17 protein-coding genes are annotated in these 16,689 nt (G+C 62.4%); 10 read left to right on the top strand and 7 right to left on the bottom strand.

The genetic code is table 11. The features are described 5' to 3' along the window. The first annotated feature begins 178 nt into the window (after positions 1-178). The gene (locus tag HX815_RS00435) at positions 179-1,306 is read left to right on the top strand and encodes a glycerophosphodiester phosphodiesterase (protein ID WP_134327191.1); all 1,128 of its coding nucleotides are present in this window, start codon (positions 179-181) and stop codon (positions 1,304-1,306) included. Beyond that, positions 1,307-1,984 carry a helix-turn-helix domain-containing protein gene (locus tag HX815_RS00430; protein WP_177027666.1) on the top strand — a complete coding sequence of 226 codons (678 nt, stop codon included), beginning with the start codon at positions 1,307-1,309 and terminating at the stop codon, positions 1,982-1,984. Here HX815_RS00430 and HX815_RS00425 read toward each other — a convergent pair. Further along, entirely contained in the window at positions 1,925-2,854 is a 930-nt protein-coding gene (locus tag HX815_RS00425; protein ID WP_177027665.1) for a sterol desaturase family protein, read from the bottom strand. The genes HX815_RS00430 and HX815_RS00425 overlap by 60 nt on opposite strands. A gap of 140 nt (positions 2,855-2,994) precedes the next feature. On the opposite strand from HX815_RS00425, the gene HX815_RS00420 reads away from it, so the two are divergent. From HX815_RS00420 to HX815_RS00405, 4 genes are all read left to right on the top strand, one after another. Next, complete coding sequence (locus tag HX815_RS00420) at positions 2,995-3,300, top strand: PepSY domain-containing protein (protein ID WP_003211453.1); 306 nt, start codon at positions 2,995-2,997, stop codon at positions 3,298-3,300. A gap of 185 nt (positions 3,301-3,485) precedes the next feature. Beyond that, the gene (locus HX815_RS00415) at positions 3,486-4,661 is read left to right on the top strand and encodes a GAF domain-containing sensor histidine kinase (protein ID WP_177027664.1); all 1,176 of its coding nucleotides are present in this window, start codon (positions 3,486-3,488) and stop codon (positions 4,659-4,661) included. A gap of 100 nt (positions 4,662-4,761) precedes the next feature. Next, positions 4,762-5,784 carry a transporter gene (locus HX815_RS00410; RefSeq protein ID WP_177027663.1) on the top strand — a complete coding sequence of 341 codons (1,023 nt, stop codon included), beginning with the start codon at positions 4,762-4,764 and terminating at the stop codon, positions 5,782-5,784. A gap of 216 nt (positions 5,785-6,000) precedes the next feature. Continuing rightward, positions 6,001-7,617 carry an inorganic phosphate transporter gene (locus tag HX815_RS00405; protein WP_177027662.1) on the top strand — a complete coding sequence of 539 codons (1,617 nt, stop codon included), beginning with the start codon at positions 6,001-6,003 and terminating at the stop codon, positions 7,615-7,617. 105 nt (positions 7,618-7,722) lie between these two features. On the opposite strand, the gene HX815_RS00400 is transcribed toward HX815_RS00405, so the two are convergent. From HX815_RS00400 to HX815_RS00390, 3 genes are all read right to left on the bottom strand, one after another. After that, on the bottom strand, positions 7,723-8,697 hold the full coding sequence (locus HX815_RS00400) for a biotin-dependent carboxyltransferase family protein (protein WP_177027661.1): 975 nt from the start codon (positions 8,695-8,697) through the stop codon (positions 7,723-7,725). Next, positions 8,694-9,572, bottom strand: a complete 879-nt coding sequence (locus tag HX815_RS00395; protein ID WP_177027660.1) for an allophanate hydrolase subunit 1 — start codon at positions 9,570-9,572, stop codon at positions 8,694-8,696. The genes HX815_RS00400 and HX815_RS00395 overlap by 4 nt, the downstream gene beginning before the upstream one ends. A 76-nt stretch (positions 9,573-9,648) precedes the next feature. Next, the gene (locus tag HX815_RS00390) at positions 9,649-10,407 is read right to left on the bottom strand and encodes a 5-oxoprolinase subunit PxpA (protein WP_003211441.1); all 759 of its coding nucleotides are present in this window, start codon (positions 10,405-10,407) and stop codon (positions 9,649-9,651) included. A 149-nt stretch (positions 10,408-10,556) separates the two neighbouring features. Here HX815_RS00390 and HX815_RS00385 point away from each other — a divergent pair, with 149 nt between their 5' ends. Then, a complete protein-coding gene (locus HX815_RS00385) occupies positions 10,557-11,474 on the top strand; it encodes a LysR family transcriptional regulator (protein WP_087693153.1) in 918 nt (305 codons plus the stop codon). Here HX815_RS00385 and HX815_RS00380 read toward each other — a convergent pair. After that, a complete protein-coding gene (locus HX815_RS00380; RefSeq protein ID WP_008432970.1) occupies positions 11,395-12,366 on the bottom strand; it encodes a LysR family transcriptional regulator in 972 nt (323 codons plus the stop codon). The two genes, HX815_RS00385 and HX815_RS00380, sit on opposite strands and share 80 nt — an antisense overlap. Positions 12,367-12,477: 111 nt before the next feature. Between HX815_RS00380 and HX815_RS00375 the strand changes: the two genes are divergently transcribed. Next, a complete protein-coding gene (locus HX815_RS00375; protein ID WP_177027659.1) occupies positions 12,478-13,236 on the top strand; it encodes an SDR family NAD(P)-dependent oxidoreductase in 759 nt (252 codons plus the stop codon). Positions 13,237-13,293: 57 nt separating this feature from the next. Next, positions 13,294-14,202: a LysR family transcriptional regulator gene (locus HX815_RS00370; protein WP_003211434.1), complete on the top strand. Its 909-nt coding sequence runs from the start codon at positions 13,294-13,296 to the stop codon at positions 14,200-14,202. 57 nt (positions 14,203-14,259) lie between these two features. On the opposite strand, the gene HX815_RS00365 is transcribed toward HX815_RS00370, so the two are convergent. Further along, on the bottom strand, positions 14,260-14,697 hold the full coding sequence (locus HX815_RS00365) for a multidrug/biocide efflux PACE transporter (RefSeq protein WP_087693157.1): 438 nt from the start codon (positions 14,695-14,697) through the stop codon (positions 14,260-14,262). 89 nt (positions 14,698-14,786) lie between these two features. Here HX815_RS00365 and HX815_RS00360 point away from each other — a divergent pair, with 89 nt between their 5' ends. Beyond that, the gene (locus HX815_RS00360) at positions 14,787-15,641 is read left to right on the top strand and encodes a LysR family transcriptional regulator (RefSeq protein ID WP_102369744.1); all 855 of its coding nucleotides are present in this window, start codon (positions 14,787-14,789) and stop codon (positions 15,639-15,641) included. A 137-nt stretch (positions 15,642-15,778) separates the two neighbouring features. Here HX815_RS00360 and HX815_RS00355 read toward each other — a convergent pair whose 3' ends face one another. Then, on the bottom strand, positions 15,779-16,621 hold the full coding sequence (locus HX815_RS00355) for a LysR family transcriptional regulator (protein ID WP_003211429.1): 843 nt from the start codon (positions 16,619-16,621) through the stop codon (positions 15,779-15,781). Positions 16,622-16,689 lie beyond the last annotated feature (68 nt).

The raw sequence follows: 16,689 nt of genomic DNA, 5'->3' as shown, positions 1-16,689 counted from the left end.
GCAGGAAAATCTGCCCTCTGATGGGGCAATTCAAGGCAAGAGTACTGCATCGCACCGCACAAAAGTGCAGAAAAATGGCCGGTGAACACGTTAATGTCGGTTTGGTGATAGCGCCATTCGCAAGCAATTGTTAAAAAGGAGCCCTTCTCAAAGTTACCTCCACGAAAGGACTTCGCATATGCCTGTCACGTTTACCAAGAGTGCCCTGCTGCTGGCCCTGATGCTGGGCCTTGGCCAGGCACAGGCGGCAAGCCCGATCAGCCCTACCGAACTCGCGGCCAACGAAGGCATCCCGCACCCTGCCGTGATTGCCCACCGTGGCGCCTCCTTCGATGCACCGGAATCCACCGCCGCCGCCTACAAAGTCGCGCGCGACCTGGGTGCCGACTACCTGGAAATGGACCTGCAGCGCAGCAAGGACGGCGTGCTATTCGCCCTGCATGACAACAACCTGCAACGCACCACCGACGTCGCCACCAAGTTCCCGGAGCGCAAGGACAGCCCGGCCAACGAGTTCACCTGGGCCGAGCTTAAAACCCTGGACGCCGGCAGCTGGTTCAACGCCGCCTACCCGGACCGTGCCCGCCCGGGCTTCGTCGGCCTGAAAATCCTCAGCCTGGACGAAATCATCAAGATCGCCGAAGGCAACCCGCAGCACAAACCCGGCCTGTACATCGAAACCAAGGAGCCGAAGCAATTCCCGGGCATCGAGGCCGACCTGAAGAACAAACTGCTGGATAAAGGCTGGTTGAGCTCCACCGGCTCCAACCAGGCCCAGAAAAACATCGGCGTCGGCCAGGGCAAGGGCCGCGTGGTGCTGCAAACCTTTGAGAAAGACAGCCTGAAAGAACTGCAAAAAGAGATGCCCAACACCCCGAAAATCCTGCTGTTGTGGGTAGGTGAAGGCAGCATCGAACCGAAATCCAAGGTGCCCTTCGCCGAGTCCGGCGAGCCGAGCAAAGCCGCCTACTACGCCAAGCAGGAGCCGAAGGACGCCGCCGAGTTCGAAAAATGGATCGACGAGGCCAAGAGCCTGGGCGCCATCGGTACCGGCCCTTCGGCACAACTGACCAACCTGGGCGACCAGAGCTACTCCGACCTGGTCAAACCCGAGATGAACCAGTTGACCCACGACAAGGGCTTGCTGGTGCACGTGTACACCGTGGATGAGCCGGTGGACTTCGACAAGGTCATGAAAGCCGGCGTCGACGGCATCTTCACCAACCGCGCTGCCGAACTGCTGAAGTACTACAAGCGCTGGCCGTCCTCGAGTGTGGCCGACCTGCTGCAGGACAACGGTTACTGAGTGAGCCCCGAATGGTCAGGTCGCCTGTGGCTGGGGCCTGACTACGGGCTGATCCAGGGCACACCGGGGCGCACCGCGCCCCATGCACACTATGCCCATCAGCTGATGTTCTCCGCGGGCGGGCCGGTCACGGCCAGCCTCGATGGCCGTGCCACCACGGCCCATCGCCTGTTTATCCCGTCCAGAATGCCCCACGCCATCCTCCAAACCCATGGTGAGGTATTGATGGTGTATGCCGAACCCGGCGCCTTTGACTTCGACTCTTTGCAGGCCGCCCTGGCCGACAGTGAACGGTCCCTGGAAGCACTCGAGCGCACGCTGCGCCAATTGCCGAGACGCGCACTGGAAGATGCCAGGGTGGAGCGCGCGCTGTCGGCGCTGGATCAGCAACTGAGTGGCAAGGTCTCGGCCCACGCCCTGGCACAGGCGGCGCACGTTTCGTTGAGCCAGCTGGAACGTTTGTTCGCCAACCAACTGGGTTTGCCGGTACGTCGCCTGGTGTTGTGGCGGCGCTTGCGGGTGGCGCTGGGACTGGCGCTCGGCGGCAGCACCTTGACCGAGGCTGCCCATGGCGCCGGGTTCGCCGATTCGGCGCATTTTTCCCGGACCATGAAGCAACTATTCGGCGTCACGGCCGGGGCGTCGTTGCGCAACCTGCACGTACGAATCCTGGACTAGACCTGCGGGAACCGGCGGCTCCTTGCTCAATTGCACCGTCCTGAACGGATCGCGCAACTGCGCCACATACTCCCGCGGAAAATCCGGCCGGCTGCCAATCCCCAAGTCGCCCTGCCCCATTCGATAGTCATGGCTGTAAAACGCCGTACCCAAGAGCCAATCCCACAGATTGAAAAACAAGCCAAAATTCACATCCCCAGCCCGGCCATATTTCATGTGATGAAAACGATGCACCGGCGCCCAGGCGAACACCCAGCGCAGCGGCCCCAGGCGCATGTCGACATTGGAATGCTGCAACAGCAGCTGCACGGCAATCGCCAGGGCCAGCAGCAGCGCCACCTCCGTGGGAATGCCCAGCAGGATCAACGGCGCCAACCCGGCCGTGGCTTCCAGCATCTGGTGCAACGGATGCTTCATCAAGCCATTGAAGCCATACAGCCGTTGCACGCTGTGGTGCACCGCATGCAGGCGCCACAAGGCAGCGACTCGGTGGCTGGCGTAATGCATCAGGGTGATGCCCGCATCGGCAATGAAGATCGCCAGCAGCAATTGCGCCCAGAGCGGCCACGCCCGCGGCCATACACCGTCGACGGCCAACAGCGCGGTCAGCACCGGCAAGATCAACAAGCCCGCCGCATTGAGGCCCTCATTGACCAACGCGTGAATCAAGTCGCGACGACGATCACCCTGGTTGCGATTCCACTGCGGCTCATAGGGCAACCACCACTCGGCGATAAACGACACCGCCACCGCCAGAACAAATACCAGCCCCAGCCACTGCAGCGCATCCCTCTGCACCAGCCACAGCGCCCACCCGATAAACCCCGCCCAGAACAAGGGCGCATACACCCAGGCCATTAACTGTTTCATCTGTGCCTCCCGTAAGTGAGACGCCAGCATGAAACCCCGCACTCGCCGCCGATTGAACAAACGGCGCAATTTTAAGGGTGAGTTAAGTTGCGCTGGTTAACCTGATCCCACTTAAACAGCTCACCCCAAAGGATCACACCATGAAAAACCTGACCGCTCTGTTCGCCGCTGCCGCCTTGACCCTTACCGCCGGTTTGGCCCAGGCCGATGTTCGCCCGGACCAGATTCCGAGCCTGCTCAAGTCCGGTGCCGTGATGGATTTTGAAAAGCTCAACGCCAAGGCCGTGGCCCAGCACAAAGGCGCCACCATCGTTGACACCGAACTGGAAGACAAAGCCGGCCGCCTGGTCTACGAGACCGAACTGCGTGACACCAGCAACGTGAAGTGGGACGTGAAGCTGGATGCCAAGACCGGCGAAGTCCTGGAAAACAAGCAAGACACTTGAGTTGAACTGCAAAAACGCCGCGCCGCCTTCGGGCCGCGCGGCTTTTTTATGCGCGCTCGTCGCCCAGAAGAGCAATTAGTCTAATTAGCGTGAACGAATTTGTACCTTACGCCGCCAAGCTCGCTAGAATCCCAACCATCAGCCAAGGCACAACGCCAGCAGCATCAGGACCGGAACCGTTCGCCATGGGGCAAAAAGCCGTCGACATTGCCACCATTGGCAGAATCAGCGCCGTCCCGGCGATTCTCCAGGTAGTCAGCGAGATGACCGGCTTGCGTTTTGCGGCCGTGGCCCGGGTCACCGACGATTCCTGGACCGCCTGCGCCGTGCGCGACCAACTGGACTTCGGCCTGCCCGTGGGTGGCGAGCTGGACCTGACCACCACCCTGTGCCACGAAATACGCGACTCCCACGTCTCGATCGTGATCGACAAAGCCAGCGAAGACCCGCTGTACCGCGACCACCACACGCCGCGCATCTACCACTTTGAAAGCTACATCTCGGTGCCGGTGTTCCGCACCGACGGGCGTTTCTTCGGCACCATCTGTGCCCTGGACCCGAACCCGGCGCAACTGCGCAGCAGCACCATCCAGTCGACCATGGAGTCGTTTGCCCGGGTGCTGTCGCTGCAGATCGAAGCCGAAGAAAGCCTCCAGCAGACCGAGGCCGACCTGCAGCAGGAGCGGGAAACCGCCGAACTGCGCGAACAATTCATCGCCGTGCTCGGCCACGACCTGCGCAACCCGCTGTTCGCCATCAACGTCGGCGCCGAACGGCTGCTGCGCAAACACCCGGACCCGGCCACCGACACCCTGGTGCGGCACATGCTGGCCAGCGGCCGCCGGGCCTCGCAACTGGTGGAAGACGTACTGGACTTTGCCCGTGGCCGAATGGGCAGCGGCATCCCGGTGAACATCAGTGAATGCACCGGGCTTGAAGACACTTTGCAGCATGTGGTGGAAGAGGTGCAGCACGTGCACCCCAAGCGGCTGATCCACGCCCGCATCGGCAATCTCAAGGGTGTGAAAGGCGACCGCGAGCGGCTCGCGCAATTGCTCTCCAACCTGGTGGCCAACGCCATCAGCCACGGCAACCCGCAAGGACCGGTTGAAGTCAGTGCGCAGGTCAACGCCGGCACGTTTGAGTTAACGGTGAAAAACCTTGGGCTGATCAGTGAGCAAGCCATGCCGCTGCTGTTCCAGCCCTACTCCCGACCGACGGGCGCCCTGCCCCAGGCCGGGTTGGGCCTGGGGTTGTACATCGTCAAGCAGATTGCCGACGCCCATGGCGGGCGGCTGGAAGTGTCTTCCCACGAGCAGGACGGCACGGTGTTCAGCTTCAGCTTGCCCGCGGGTGATTGACGGCCACCTCAAACCGTCACAAAACCGTCAAATCCTGTTGCCATGATGCGCTCAAGTGAACCTGTGAAATTTCCTACAGGCACTTTCCCTGCGAGCCTCCATGAACCACAGCATCGACCACAGCCACCAGGACTCCGACCTGTTTGGCTTGCTCTACGGTTTTCGTTTCCGCCCCGGTGAAAAGGGCGAACAGATTGACTCAGCCACCGCCCTGGCGGCCTTGCAGCAACCCGGTGACCCCGAAGAATTTCTGTGGCTGCATTTGAACCTGGCCCACGCCGCCTGTGAGCGCTGGATGCAGGCGCACCTGAACCTGCCGGAAGAATTCTTCGAGGCCTTGCACGAAGGCTCGCGCTCCACCCGCATCGAACACGTGGACTCGGCCTTGTTGGCGGTGGTCAACGACGTGGTGTTCAACTTCAGCAGCATGGTCTCTTCAGACATTTCCACCTTATGGGTGTGCGCCCGCAGCCGGCTGCTGATCAGCGCGCGCCTGCAACCGCTGCACTCGGTGGACAAGCTGCGCTCGTCAGTGAAGGCCGGTGAGCACTTTCGCTCGCCGCTGGAACTGCTGGTGCATTTGCTGCGGGACCAGGGCGAGGTGCTGACGCAGATCGTGCGCAAGACCAGCCTCAGCGTCGACCAGATCGAGGACCAGTTGCTGTCGTCGCGCCTGTCCACCAACCGCGCCGAACTGGGTGCCGCGCGCCGGGTGCTGGTGCGGCTGCAACGGTTGCTGGCGCTGGAGCCGGGCTCGTTGCTGCGACTGCTCAATCGCCCGCCCCAGTGGCTGCAGAAGGAAGACGTGAAAGAGCTGCGCAAATCCACCGAGGAGTTTGCGCTGATCATCAACGACCTGATGGCGTTGGGTGAGCGCATCAAGCTGCTGCAGGAAGAGATCGCCGCCAACCTCAACGAACAGAGCAACCGCACGTTGTTCACCCTGACCGTGGTCACGGTGCTGGCGTTGCCGATCAACATCATTGCCGGTTTTTTTGGCATGAACGTTGGTGGCGTGCCGCTCTCCACAGACCCGGAAGGCTTCTGGATTCTGGTGGCGCTGGTGGCGACATTCACCCTGATTGCCGGACGCTGGGCGTTTCGCAAGCGCAAGGATTATTGAATTTGAAATGCGATCAAGTGTGGGAGCTGGCTTGCCTGCGATAGCGGTGGTGACTGATCACCGCTATCGCAGGCAAGCCAGCTCCCACATTTTATCGGCGGTGTTTTATAGACCGGCGGCAACTTCAATTCCCTAAACACTGATTTACCGCAGCATCTCTGTAACATTCTGCAACGATCATGACGGATATCCTCCCTCAACACTGGATGTTCCGGCATGGCAACCCCTTCGCTGACCGCCTCCACCGCCTCCGTCTCCAACGATCCCAAACCGCGCCTGGACAAAAAACCCGGCCTGGTGACGGTGATCATTTTCTTCGCCGTACTCGCCATGGGCCTGTTGTTCACCGCCTACAGCCTGATGCACGACATGCACGAGCTGGGCACGGTGGTCACCACCTGGACGCCGTTCCTCCTGCTGGGCGTGGCGCTGTTGATCGCCCTGGGCTTCGAGTTCGTCAACGGCTTCCACGACACCGCCAACGCGGTGGCCACGGTGATTTACACCAACTCATTGCCACCGCATTTCGCGGTGGTGTGGTCGGGCTTTTTCAACTTCCTCGGCGTGCTGCTATCCAGCGGCGCGGTGGCGTTCGGCATCATCGCCCTGCTGCCGGTAGAGCTGATTCTGCAGGTGGGCTCCTCGGCCGGCTTTGCGATGATCTTCGCGCTGTTGATCGCCGCGATCCTGTGGAACCTCGGCACCTGGTGGCTGGGGTTGCCGGCGTCGTCGTCCCACACCTTGATCGGCTCGATCATCGGCGTGGGCGTGGCCAACGCACTGATGCATGGCCGCGACGGCACCAGCGGTGTGGACTGGGGCCAGGCGATCAAGATCGGTTATGCGTTGCTGCTGTCGCCGCTGATCGGCTTCGCCTTCGCCGCCCTGCTGTTGCTGGCGCTGCGGGCCTTCGTGAAAAACCGTTCGCTGTACAAGGCGCCAAAAGGCGATACCCCGCCGCCATGGTGGATTCGCGGCATGCTGATCGTCACCTGCACCGGCGTGTCGTTCGCCCATGGTTCCAACGATGGCCAGAAGGGCATGGGCCTGATCATGTTGATCCTGGTGGGCACCCTGCCAATGGCCTACGCGCTGAACCGCACCATGCCGGCCGGTGAGTCGTTGCAGTTTGCCGCGGTGGCCGAAGTCACCCAGGCCGCCCTGGTAAAAGCGGCGCCGCAACTGGCCCCCGCCGACTCTCGCGGCACCTTGTCGACCTACGTACGCACCAAGGAAGCCACCCCGGAACTGGTGCCCGCCCTGGCCGCCATCACCGGGCATATCGGTGAGGAAGTGAAGAGCTACGGCTCCCTCGCCGCCGTTCCGGCCGAGGCCGTGGGCAACGTGCGTAACGACATGTACCTGACCAGCGAAACCATCCGCCTGATGGACAAGGGCAAGGTCGGCAACTTCGACGCCGACACCCAGAACAAGCTGCAACTGTTCAAGCAACAGATCGACAACGCCACACGGTTTATCCCGCTGTGGGTCAAGATCGCCGTGGCCATCGCCCTCGGGCTCGGCACCATGGTCGGCTGGAAACGTATCGTGGTGACCGTGGGCGAGAAGATCGGCAAGACCCACCTGACCTACGCCCAGGGCGCATCCGCCGAGATGGTGGCAATGCTGACCATCGGCGCGGCAGACATGTATGGCTTGCCGGTGTCCACCACCCATGTGTTGTCGTCGGGTGTGGCCGGGACCATGGTGGCGAACGGCGGTGGCTTGCAGATGAAGACCATCCGCAACTTGCTGATGGCCTGGGTGCTGACCTTGCCGGCGGCGATTCTGTTATCGGGCAGCCTGTACTGGCTATTCACCCAATTGTTCTGACACAACCCGATAAAAATGTGGGAGCTGGCTTGCCTGCGATAGCGGTGGTGACTGATACACCGCTATCGCAGGCAAGCCAGCTCCCACAGGGGTTCGGCGGCGTTCTCAGGTATTAAACAACCCGCCCATCAGCTTCAGCCGCTTCTTGTACACCCGCCGCGCCTCCAACGCTTCCTCCAGCGTCACCGCCACAAACCCCGCCCGCTGGTTCGGTTGCATCTGCCCGATCAGATCCAGGTCGGCACTGATCACCGTGCCAATCATCGCGTAGCCCCCGCCCGACACCGCGTCCCGGTGCAGCACGATCGGCTCCAGGCCCGCCGGCACCTGGATCGAGCCGATGGGGTAGCAACTGTCGACGATGTTCGACGGATCGGACCCGGCGCCAAACGGCTGTTCCCGTGGCTGAAAGCTCAAGGCATTGCCGCCCTTGAAGCGATAGCCGATGCGGTCGGCCTCCGACCCCACCGTCCAGGGCTCGGCAAAAAAGCTGCTTTTGGCGGCGGGCGTCAGTCGCTCGTAATACAGCCCCGGCACCACCCGCAGGGTCACGTCCCCACCCACCGATTGGCGCAACGCCATGGGCAAACTGTTCCCCGCCCGGCCTTTGCCGCTGGCTTCGCCCACGGGCAGTTCATCACCCTCCACCAGCCGCCGCCCCTGAAACCCGCCCAATGCGCCGAGGGTGTAAGTCGAGCGGCTGCCCAACACCAGCGGCACATCGATGCCACCGGCCACCGCCAGGTAAGTCCGCGCGCCGGCCCTGGGAAATTCAAAGCGCAGTACTTGCCCGGCGCGCACTTCAAACGCGGTGTCCTGATGCACCACCACGCCGTCCAGGCGCGGCGACATCAGCGCCCCGCACAACGCCACCAGGGCATCCTGCTGAAACTCCAGCTCCGGCCCGATCAACGTGCATTCCAGCCCGGCAGCGCCGATGGGGTTGCCCACCAGGTGGTTGGCCGCGCTCAACGCGTATTGGTCCAGGGCGCCGGATGGCGGGATGCCGAGGTGGTAATAACCTTCGCGGCCAAGATCCTGCACGGAGGTGGCGAGGCCGGGTTTGAGTACCTTGATCATGCCAGCGCCTCCTGCAAGGTTTTCGGGTAGCCGATGGGGTCGGCGAGAAAGGCGTCGAGGGAAAACTCCACCGGGCGGATGCGCAGGTCGAAGCGCCCTGCGTCCACTTCTGCCACGGCCAGGTCATAGGCGTCGCGGTCCATGGGTTTGAACTGCACGATGTCGCCGGGGCGGAAGAACACCATGTGCTCTTTCAGGTAAGCCAGTTGCTGTTGCGGGTCGTAGATCGGCGCCGGGGTGACGCCGAACATCTGGTAACCGCCGGCGCCGCGTACCGAATAGATACAGCCAAAGCAGCCGCCGTGGCCGAGGGTCAATTTCGGCGTGTCGGTGCGTGGGCGCAGGTACTTGGGCACCTGCAACTGCCGCTCGCGTTCCACCATCTGGAACATGAACGGCAAGCCCGCCACAAACCCCACCATCGAGACAAACCACGGCGCGCCACTGTGGGCCGCGATAAACGCGTCCACATCCGCCAGGCCGTTGATCCGCGCTGCGTATTCCAGGTCGGTGCCGGTCGGCTCCTGATGACGGTCGCGAAAGCGCATCAGGGTTTCATGGGTCCAGGGGTCGTTGTACAGCACCGGGATTTCGATGATGCGGGTGTGCAAGGTACGTTCGGCCACGGCCTGGGCTTCGGCGCTTTGTACCGCGTCGAGCAACACGTGGGGCGCGATGCGGTCCGGGTCGAAGCGAATCTGGAACGAGGCATTTGCCAGGCAGACGTCCAGCACACCGTCCAGGGCCAGGCGTTCCACCGCGCGGGTGACGGCCATGCCCTTGAAGAAAGCCTCCAGGGACATGCTCTCGCTGACCTCGGCAAACAGGTGTTCATCACCGCCAAAGCTGTAGCGGATCGGGGAAGATTCAGCCATGTCTGTTCCTCTTGGAATCATTGTAGAAAGGCAGGCAAAAAATCAATCAGACCCGGTGTCTGGGCACCGGTGTCGGTCAGCGGGGTGTGCGTACTTCGATGCCCGCCTGATCCAGCGCTTCACGGGTGGCTTCCACCAGTTCAAGGGCGCCGGGGGTGTCGCTGTGCAGGCAAATGGAATCAAATTCGATAAACAGGTCTTCGCCTTCAACCGTGCGCACCAGGCCGGTCTGGCAGGCACGCAGGACACGCGCCGCAACCGTCGCCGGATCCAGCGCCCGCACATTGCGGGTAAACACGATGGAGCCGGTGAGATCGTACTCACGGTCGGCGTAAAACTCCCGCACCACTGGCTGGCCGAGTTCCTTGGCGATACGCCAGATCACCGAATTCGGCATGCAATACAGCAGCAGCGTGGGCTCCAGCCGTTGCAGGTTTTCCACCAGCAACCGCGCCGCTTCTTCATCCCGCGCCAGGTGCATATACAGCGCGCCGTGGGGCTTGATGTGTTGCAGCGTGAGGCCCTGCACCCGGGCGATTTCCCGCAGGGCGCCGAGCTGATAGAGCATGTCGTCCACCAGCTCCTGGGCCGGGGCGTTGATATGGCGTCGGCCGAAACCTACGAGGTCGCGAAAACCCGGGTGCGCGCCAATCGCCACGCCCAACTGCTTGGCGCGTTCGACGGTACGGCGCATGGTGCCCGGGTCGCCGGCGTGAAAGCCGGTGGCGATGTTGGCCGAGCTGATGTAGGCCATCAGTTCACTGTCGACGCCATCGCCGATGGTCCAGGGGCCGAAGCCTTCGCCCATGTCCGAATTGAAATCCACTGCCTGCATCGGGGTCGCTCCGTTGAAGTTCTTGCGATGGAAATTAGGCTGCCCCTTGACCCCTTGGGAAGATCTATTATCAGATGGCCCATCTTCTGAAAATCAGATACCAGATACTGATCGTTCCCACGCAGAGCGTGGGAGCGAGCGGAGAAACAATGTCCCTGACCCTGCGCCAAATCCGCTACTTCGTCGCCACCGCCGAAATCGGCCAGATCTCCCAGGCGGCGATTCACCTGAACATCTCCCAATCGGCGGTGACCACCGCGATCAAGGAGCTGGAAGCGATGCTCGGCGCGCAGCTATTCGTGCGCTCGGCCCAGGGCATGAGCCTGACCGACGCCGGGCGGCATTTCCTCAACCGGGCGTATGTGATTGTGCGCAGCGTCGACGATGCCCTGAACAGCCCGCTGCCGGACTACCGCGCCAGCGGCGTATTGCGGGTGGCCGCCAGCTACACCGTGCTCGGTTACTTCCTGCCGCACCACTTGCAGCGCATGGAACACTGGCACCCGGACGTGACCATCGAGGTGTTCGAACAGGAACGCCAGGCCATCGAACACGGCCTGCTCAACGGCCAGTTCGACATGGCTGTGGTGCTCACCGCCAACCTCACCCACGCGGATATCGTCTCGGAAATCCTCTTCAACTCCGAACGCCGCCTGTGGCTGCCCAGCCATCACCCGTTGTGCGAACGCCCCGCCGTGAGCCTCGCCGATGTGGCCAGGGAGCCGTACATTTTCCTCACCGTCGACGAAGCCGAACAAAGCGCCATGCGCTACTGGGAACAGGCCGGGCAAATCCCCAAGGTGCGGCTGCGCACCAGTTCGGTGGAGGCAGTACGCAGCATGGTCGCCAACGGCAGCGGCGTGGCGATCTTGTCAGACCTGGTGCATCGCCCGTGGTCACTGGAAGGCAAACGCATCGAAACCGTGAGCGTCACCGACAAGGTCACGCCCATGAGCGTCGGCCTGGCCTGGCACCGCGAGCGCGATTTCACGCCGGCGATGCAGGCGTTTCGGGATTACTTCCATGATGCATTCCTGGCGCCGCAGCAGTTGTCTGCCCGGCGTTGAAAGCAGCCTGCAAGGTAGCGGCCAGCCAATCCATGAACACCCGCACCCGCAGCGGCAAATGCCGTTGGCCGGCGTACAGCAGGGACACGTCCAGTGCCGGCGCCGGATAGTCCGGCAGCACCGCCACCAACTCGCCGCTGGCCAGTTGATCGTGAATGCCCAGGGCGGGCACCTGGGTCAGGCCAAAGCCACCGATGCACGCCGCCCGGTAAGCGTCGGTGCTGTTGACCGTGACGCGCCCGGCCATGGGAATCCGCTGCACCTTGTTGCCTTGTACGTATTCAAACCCTGGGGAACGTGAGCCCAGCGGGCGTACGTAATGCACCAGTTGATGGTGAGCCAAATCAGCGAGCGTCCTGGGTACGCCGTGGCGTTTCAGGTACGCAGCACTGGCGCAATTGATCATCGGCATGCTGCACAACAAGCGGGCTACCACCGACTGGTCCGGTTGCGCACCGACGCGCAAGACGCAGTCGAAACCTTCCGCCAGCAAATCAACCTGGCGGTCGGTGCTGCTGATTTCCAGCTCGATCAGCGGGTGCAGGTCCATGAACTCGGGCAGGCGCGGCAGGATCAATTCCCGGGCCATGACATTGGGCATGTCCACCCGAATGCGCCCCGCCAGCTGCGCTTCATCCTGGCGAAACAAGCCTTCCAGCTCTTCCATGTGCGACAGCAAATCCTTGCTGCGCTCATACAGCACGCGCCCGTCCTGGGTCGCCTGAACCTTGCGCGTGGTGCGCTGCAACAGGCGCGCGCCCAGCAACTCTTCCAGCGCCTGCACATGCTCGGAAACCGTGGAGCGCGGCAAGCCCAGGCTCTCGCCCGCCTGGGTGAAACTCGACAGTTCGGCAACGCGCACGAAGGTACGCAGCAACTCTAGTTTGTTCATGGGATTGTTCGCCTTATCCGGCCAGTGATTCCGGCATAGCTCTGTTTATCACGTTATGGCCGGACAAATACACTCAGTCCCACGAACCATCACACCCTCGAGGACTTCACCATGACCCGTAAAATCGCACTCATCACCGGCGCCAGCCGCGGCCTGGGCAAAAGCGCTGCGCTGCACCTGGCGGCACAAGGCGTCGACATTATCGGTACCTACAACAGCGCGGCGGACGAAGCCCAGGCCGTGGTCGCCCAAGTCGAAGCGCTGGGCGGCAAGGCGGCCATGCTGCAACTGGACGTCAGCCAGAGTTCCACCTTCGATGCGTTCACCGCCCAGGTCGGCTCGGTATTGAAGGACGTATTCGGCCAGGCGCACTTCAACTTCCTGATCAACAACGCCGGGATCGGCGCCCACGCCAGCTTCGCCGACACCACCGAAGCGCAGTTCGACCAACTGGTGGCGATCCACTTCAAGGGCCCGTTTTTCCTGACCCAGAAACTGCTGCCGCTGATCAGCGACGGTGGCCGCATCATCAATATCTCCAGCGGCCTGGCGCGCTTCAGCCTGCCGGGTTATTCGGCCTATGCCTCGATGAAAGGCGCGGTGGAAGTGCTGACCCGCTACCAGGCCAAGGAACTGGGTGCCCGTGGCATCACCGTGAACACCCTGGCCCCCGGCGCGATTGCCACCGACTTCAGCGGCGGCGTGGTGCGCGACAATCCGGACGTGAACGCGATGGTCGCCAACAACACCGCCCTCGGTCGCGCAGGCTTGCCGGATGATATCGGCGGGGCGATTTCCACCCTGCTGGCCGACGGCAGCAACTGGATCACCGGGCAACGGGTCGAGGCCTCGGGCGGGATGTTTCTGTAACGCGCTCGGATTCTCCGCTAGCATCAATGCTTTCGGATACCTGACAGGCAATCACCCATGAGTTTTGATCCAGGACTGGCCGGTGGCATGGGCGTACTGGCCGCCGTGGTCGACAGCGGCAGTTTCGCCCGCGCCGCCGACAGCCTCGAGATGACGCCTTCGGGGGTCAGCCGGGCTATTTCGCGGCTGGAAAAACGCTTGGGCATCCGCCTGTTCGACCGCACTACCCGCTCGGTGCAATTGACCGACGAAGGTCGGCGTTTCTACCAGGAAATCGCCCCCCTGCTGGCCGGCCTGGAAGAAGCCGCCAGCTCGGCGGCCGACAGCGCCCTGACGGTTCGCGGGCGGTTGCGGGTGAACATCGACCCGTACTTTTCGCGGCTGGTGCTGGGGCCGGTGCTGGGTGAATTCATGAGCCAATACCCGCAGCTGCAGTTGGACCTGCACACGCGGGATCAACTCGGGGACCTGGTGGCGGATGGCTTTGACCTGGCCATCCGTTTTGGCATTCCGCAATCGTCCTCGCTGATCGCCCGCAAGCTGATGGAAGTGCGAGTGCTGACGTTGGCCTCGCCAGCTTATCTCGAGCGGCATGGTCGCCCTTCACACCCCAAGGACCTGGAAGACGGCCAGCACGTGTGCATCGACTTTCGCGACTCCCAGACCGGCCGGCCGTTTGGCTGGGAATTCCACCGGCCGGGCGAGCAGGTCAACATCGCCACCAGCGGGCGGCTGGTGGTCAACGACGCAGGGACCTTGTACAGCGTGTGCGAACACGGCCATGCAGTGGCGCAAATGCTCGACCTTGGGCTGGCACCGGCGCTGAAATCCGGCGCGTTGATCGAGTTGTTTCCCGACTGGCCCGACGAGCGTTTCCCGTTGTATGCCTTCTACCCGTCGCGGCATTTGCCGGCGGCCAAGGTGCGGGCATTCCTCGATTTTGTGGCCGCCCTACAACCCCTGTAGGAGCTGGCTTGCCGGCGATGACGTATCCAAAATCGCCATCGCCGGCAAGCCGGACTCCTACGCGGTGCGCATCCGTTTCTGCATAATCCGCTCCCGCGCGGCGTCATACGCCCAGTGATACACGTAGGTGTATGGCAGGAAAAACAGCAACACGCCGATGTCGAGGATAAACGCCTGCATCAGGCTGATGTTCAGCCACCAGGCAATCAACGGCACACAGATCGCCACCAGCCCGCCTTCAAACATCAACGCATGCAGCACGCGGGTCCACACCCCGCCAGACAGTTGCAGGCGCGCCTTGAGACGGTCGAACAGGCCGTTGAAAATCACGTTCCAGGCCAGTGCCATAAGGCTGATGGCCAAGGTCACGACGCCCATCTCCAGGGCCGGTTTATCCATGATCCACGCCAGCAGCGGTGTACAGATCAACAAGGCCAAACCTTCAAAACCAATGGCCTGCCAAACGCGTTCAGTAATCGACTTGGTGGGTGTCATGACCCGTTCTCCGTGAGTGACGATGGTTGCCATCATTACCCTTTGACTCGATACTTCATAACCAGTAACCATCGATCAAGGCGATAGTCATGGCATCCCACGAAGTGCTTCAGGCGTTTGTGCAGGCGGCGACCCACGGTTCGTTTTCAGCGGCGGCGCGCAAGCTGGGCAAGAGCCAGTCCACCGTCAGCGCGGCGGTGGCCAGCCTGGAGATTGACCTGGATGTGGTGCTGTTTGATCGCAGCAGCCGCAAGCCGACGCTGACCCCGGCCGGGCATGTGCTGCTGCAACGCGCCGAGCAGGTGTTGGAAGCCAGCAGCCGCCTGGAGTTGGCGGCCAGTCAGTTATCCCAGGGATTGGAGCCGAAGCTGAGTATCGCGATGTCCGATACGTACCAGTCGGACCGTTTCGAAACCGCCCTCAGTGCCTTCGAGCAGCGCTACCCGGACTTGGAGCTGGAATGCCTGATCGCCGAATGCGAGGACTTGATCGCCCTGGTGCAAAGTGGCCGGGCGCAGATTGCGTTTATCGAGATGCAGGAGGTTTACCCGCCGGACCTCACCAGCACCACCGTGGAAGAGCGCACGGAAATCGCGCTGTTTGTCTCACCCAGACATCCGCTGGCGAACCTTGCGGACATCGACCAGCACACCCTGGAACAACACCGCGAACTGCGCCTGGCGAGCATCATCAACCCGAATGAAACCCGCGGCCTGGGCCGAGTGTGGTCAGCGCCCAGTTACCTGATGCTGATGGAAATGGCGCAGCTGGGTTTTGGCTGGGCACCGCTGCCGCGCTGGCTGGTGGAGCGGTTTGGCGGCGACCACCTGTGTGAAATCAAGGCCCGGGGCTGGCCGCGCTCGGTGGCGGTGGACGCGTTGTGGTCACGCCAGCATCCGCCCGGCCCGGCCGGCAGTTGGTTGCTGGGCAAGATGCTGGAATAACGCCGGAACACACTATTCGCAACGATGAAGATCAAATGTGGGAGCTGGCTTGCCTGCGATAGCGGTGTGTCAGTCACCACCGCTATCGCAGGCAAGCCAGCTCCTACATTGAATTTGCGGTGCATTCAAAGGCGCCGTCAGGCGGCTTCAATCTGCGGCGGGCGGTTGTTCTGGAAATACTCATGCAAGGCCCGCAACGCCGGCAACTCCAGGGCCTGGGCGGCAAAGCACAACCCCACCCGGCGCGTCGGTGCCGGCAGGTGCCAAGGGCGAATCACCACCCCGGCCCGCTCCGCCGCCAGCGACTGCGGCAACATCGCCACGCCGACACCGGCCGCCACCATGTGCAACGCCTGGGTCAACGAACCGGCATGCCCGGCCACCGCCTGGGGCGAGCGGCCGTACAAGGCCATCAGCCGTTGGTGGGAATCATGCTGCGGGCAGGTGATCCAGTCTTCGATCGGCGCCCAGGCCTGCTCCTTGCCGCCCGCCGCCATCGGGTGCGCAATCGGCAGTGCCATCACGTAGGACTCTTCCCAAAGCGGCAGGAATAATTCGTCCTCGCAGCACATTTCCTCTACCGCCAGGCGCCCCTCTCCTTCGCAGCCTTCCTGCAAGGTCAGCAGCAAACCCGGCAGGCCCTGGTGCGCCATGCGCAGGAAAGTTTCGATCTGGCTGTCGGCAATATCCCCTTCCACCCCCAGTTCCAGGGCGATGCGGTTTTCGCGCCCGCGAAACAAGCGGCTCAATGCGTCGGCCTCGGCCACCATGCGCCGGGCTTGCGGGTACAGCACCCGCGCCTCGTCACTGACCTCGACCCCACGAGGCTGGCGCAGAAACAGCGCCACGCCCAGTTCTTCTTCCAGTTGCTTGATAGTCACCGACAACGTCGGCTGGCTGATGAACAGGCGCTGGGCGGCGGCGGTGATATTGCGTTCCTCGAATACCGCGAGAAACGCCTTGAGATGACGCACATCCATAGTTAATACCGATGACAGACAGAGGAATAAGGCATTTTTCAGCCAGTCGAGGGCTAAATATACTGCGC

Origin of the sequence: Pseudomonas sp. E6002 (assembly GCF_013385565.1) — a bacterium.
Classification (GTDB): domain Bacteria; phylum Pseudomonadota; class Gammaproteobacteria; order Pseudomonadales; family Pseudomonadaceae; genus Aquipseudomonas.
The sequence above is the reverse complement of the archived record's forward strand: the minus strand, read 5'-3'. Positions and strand labels throughout refer to the sequence as shown.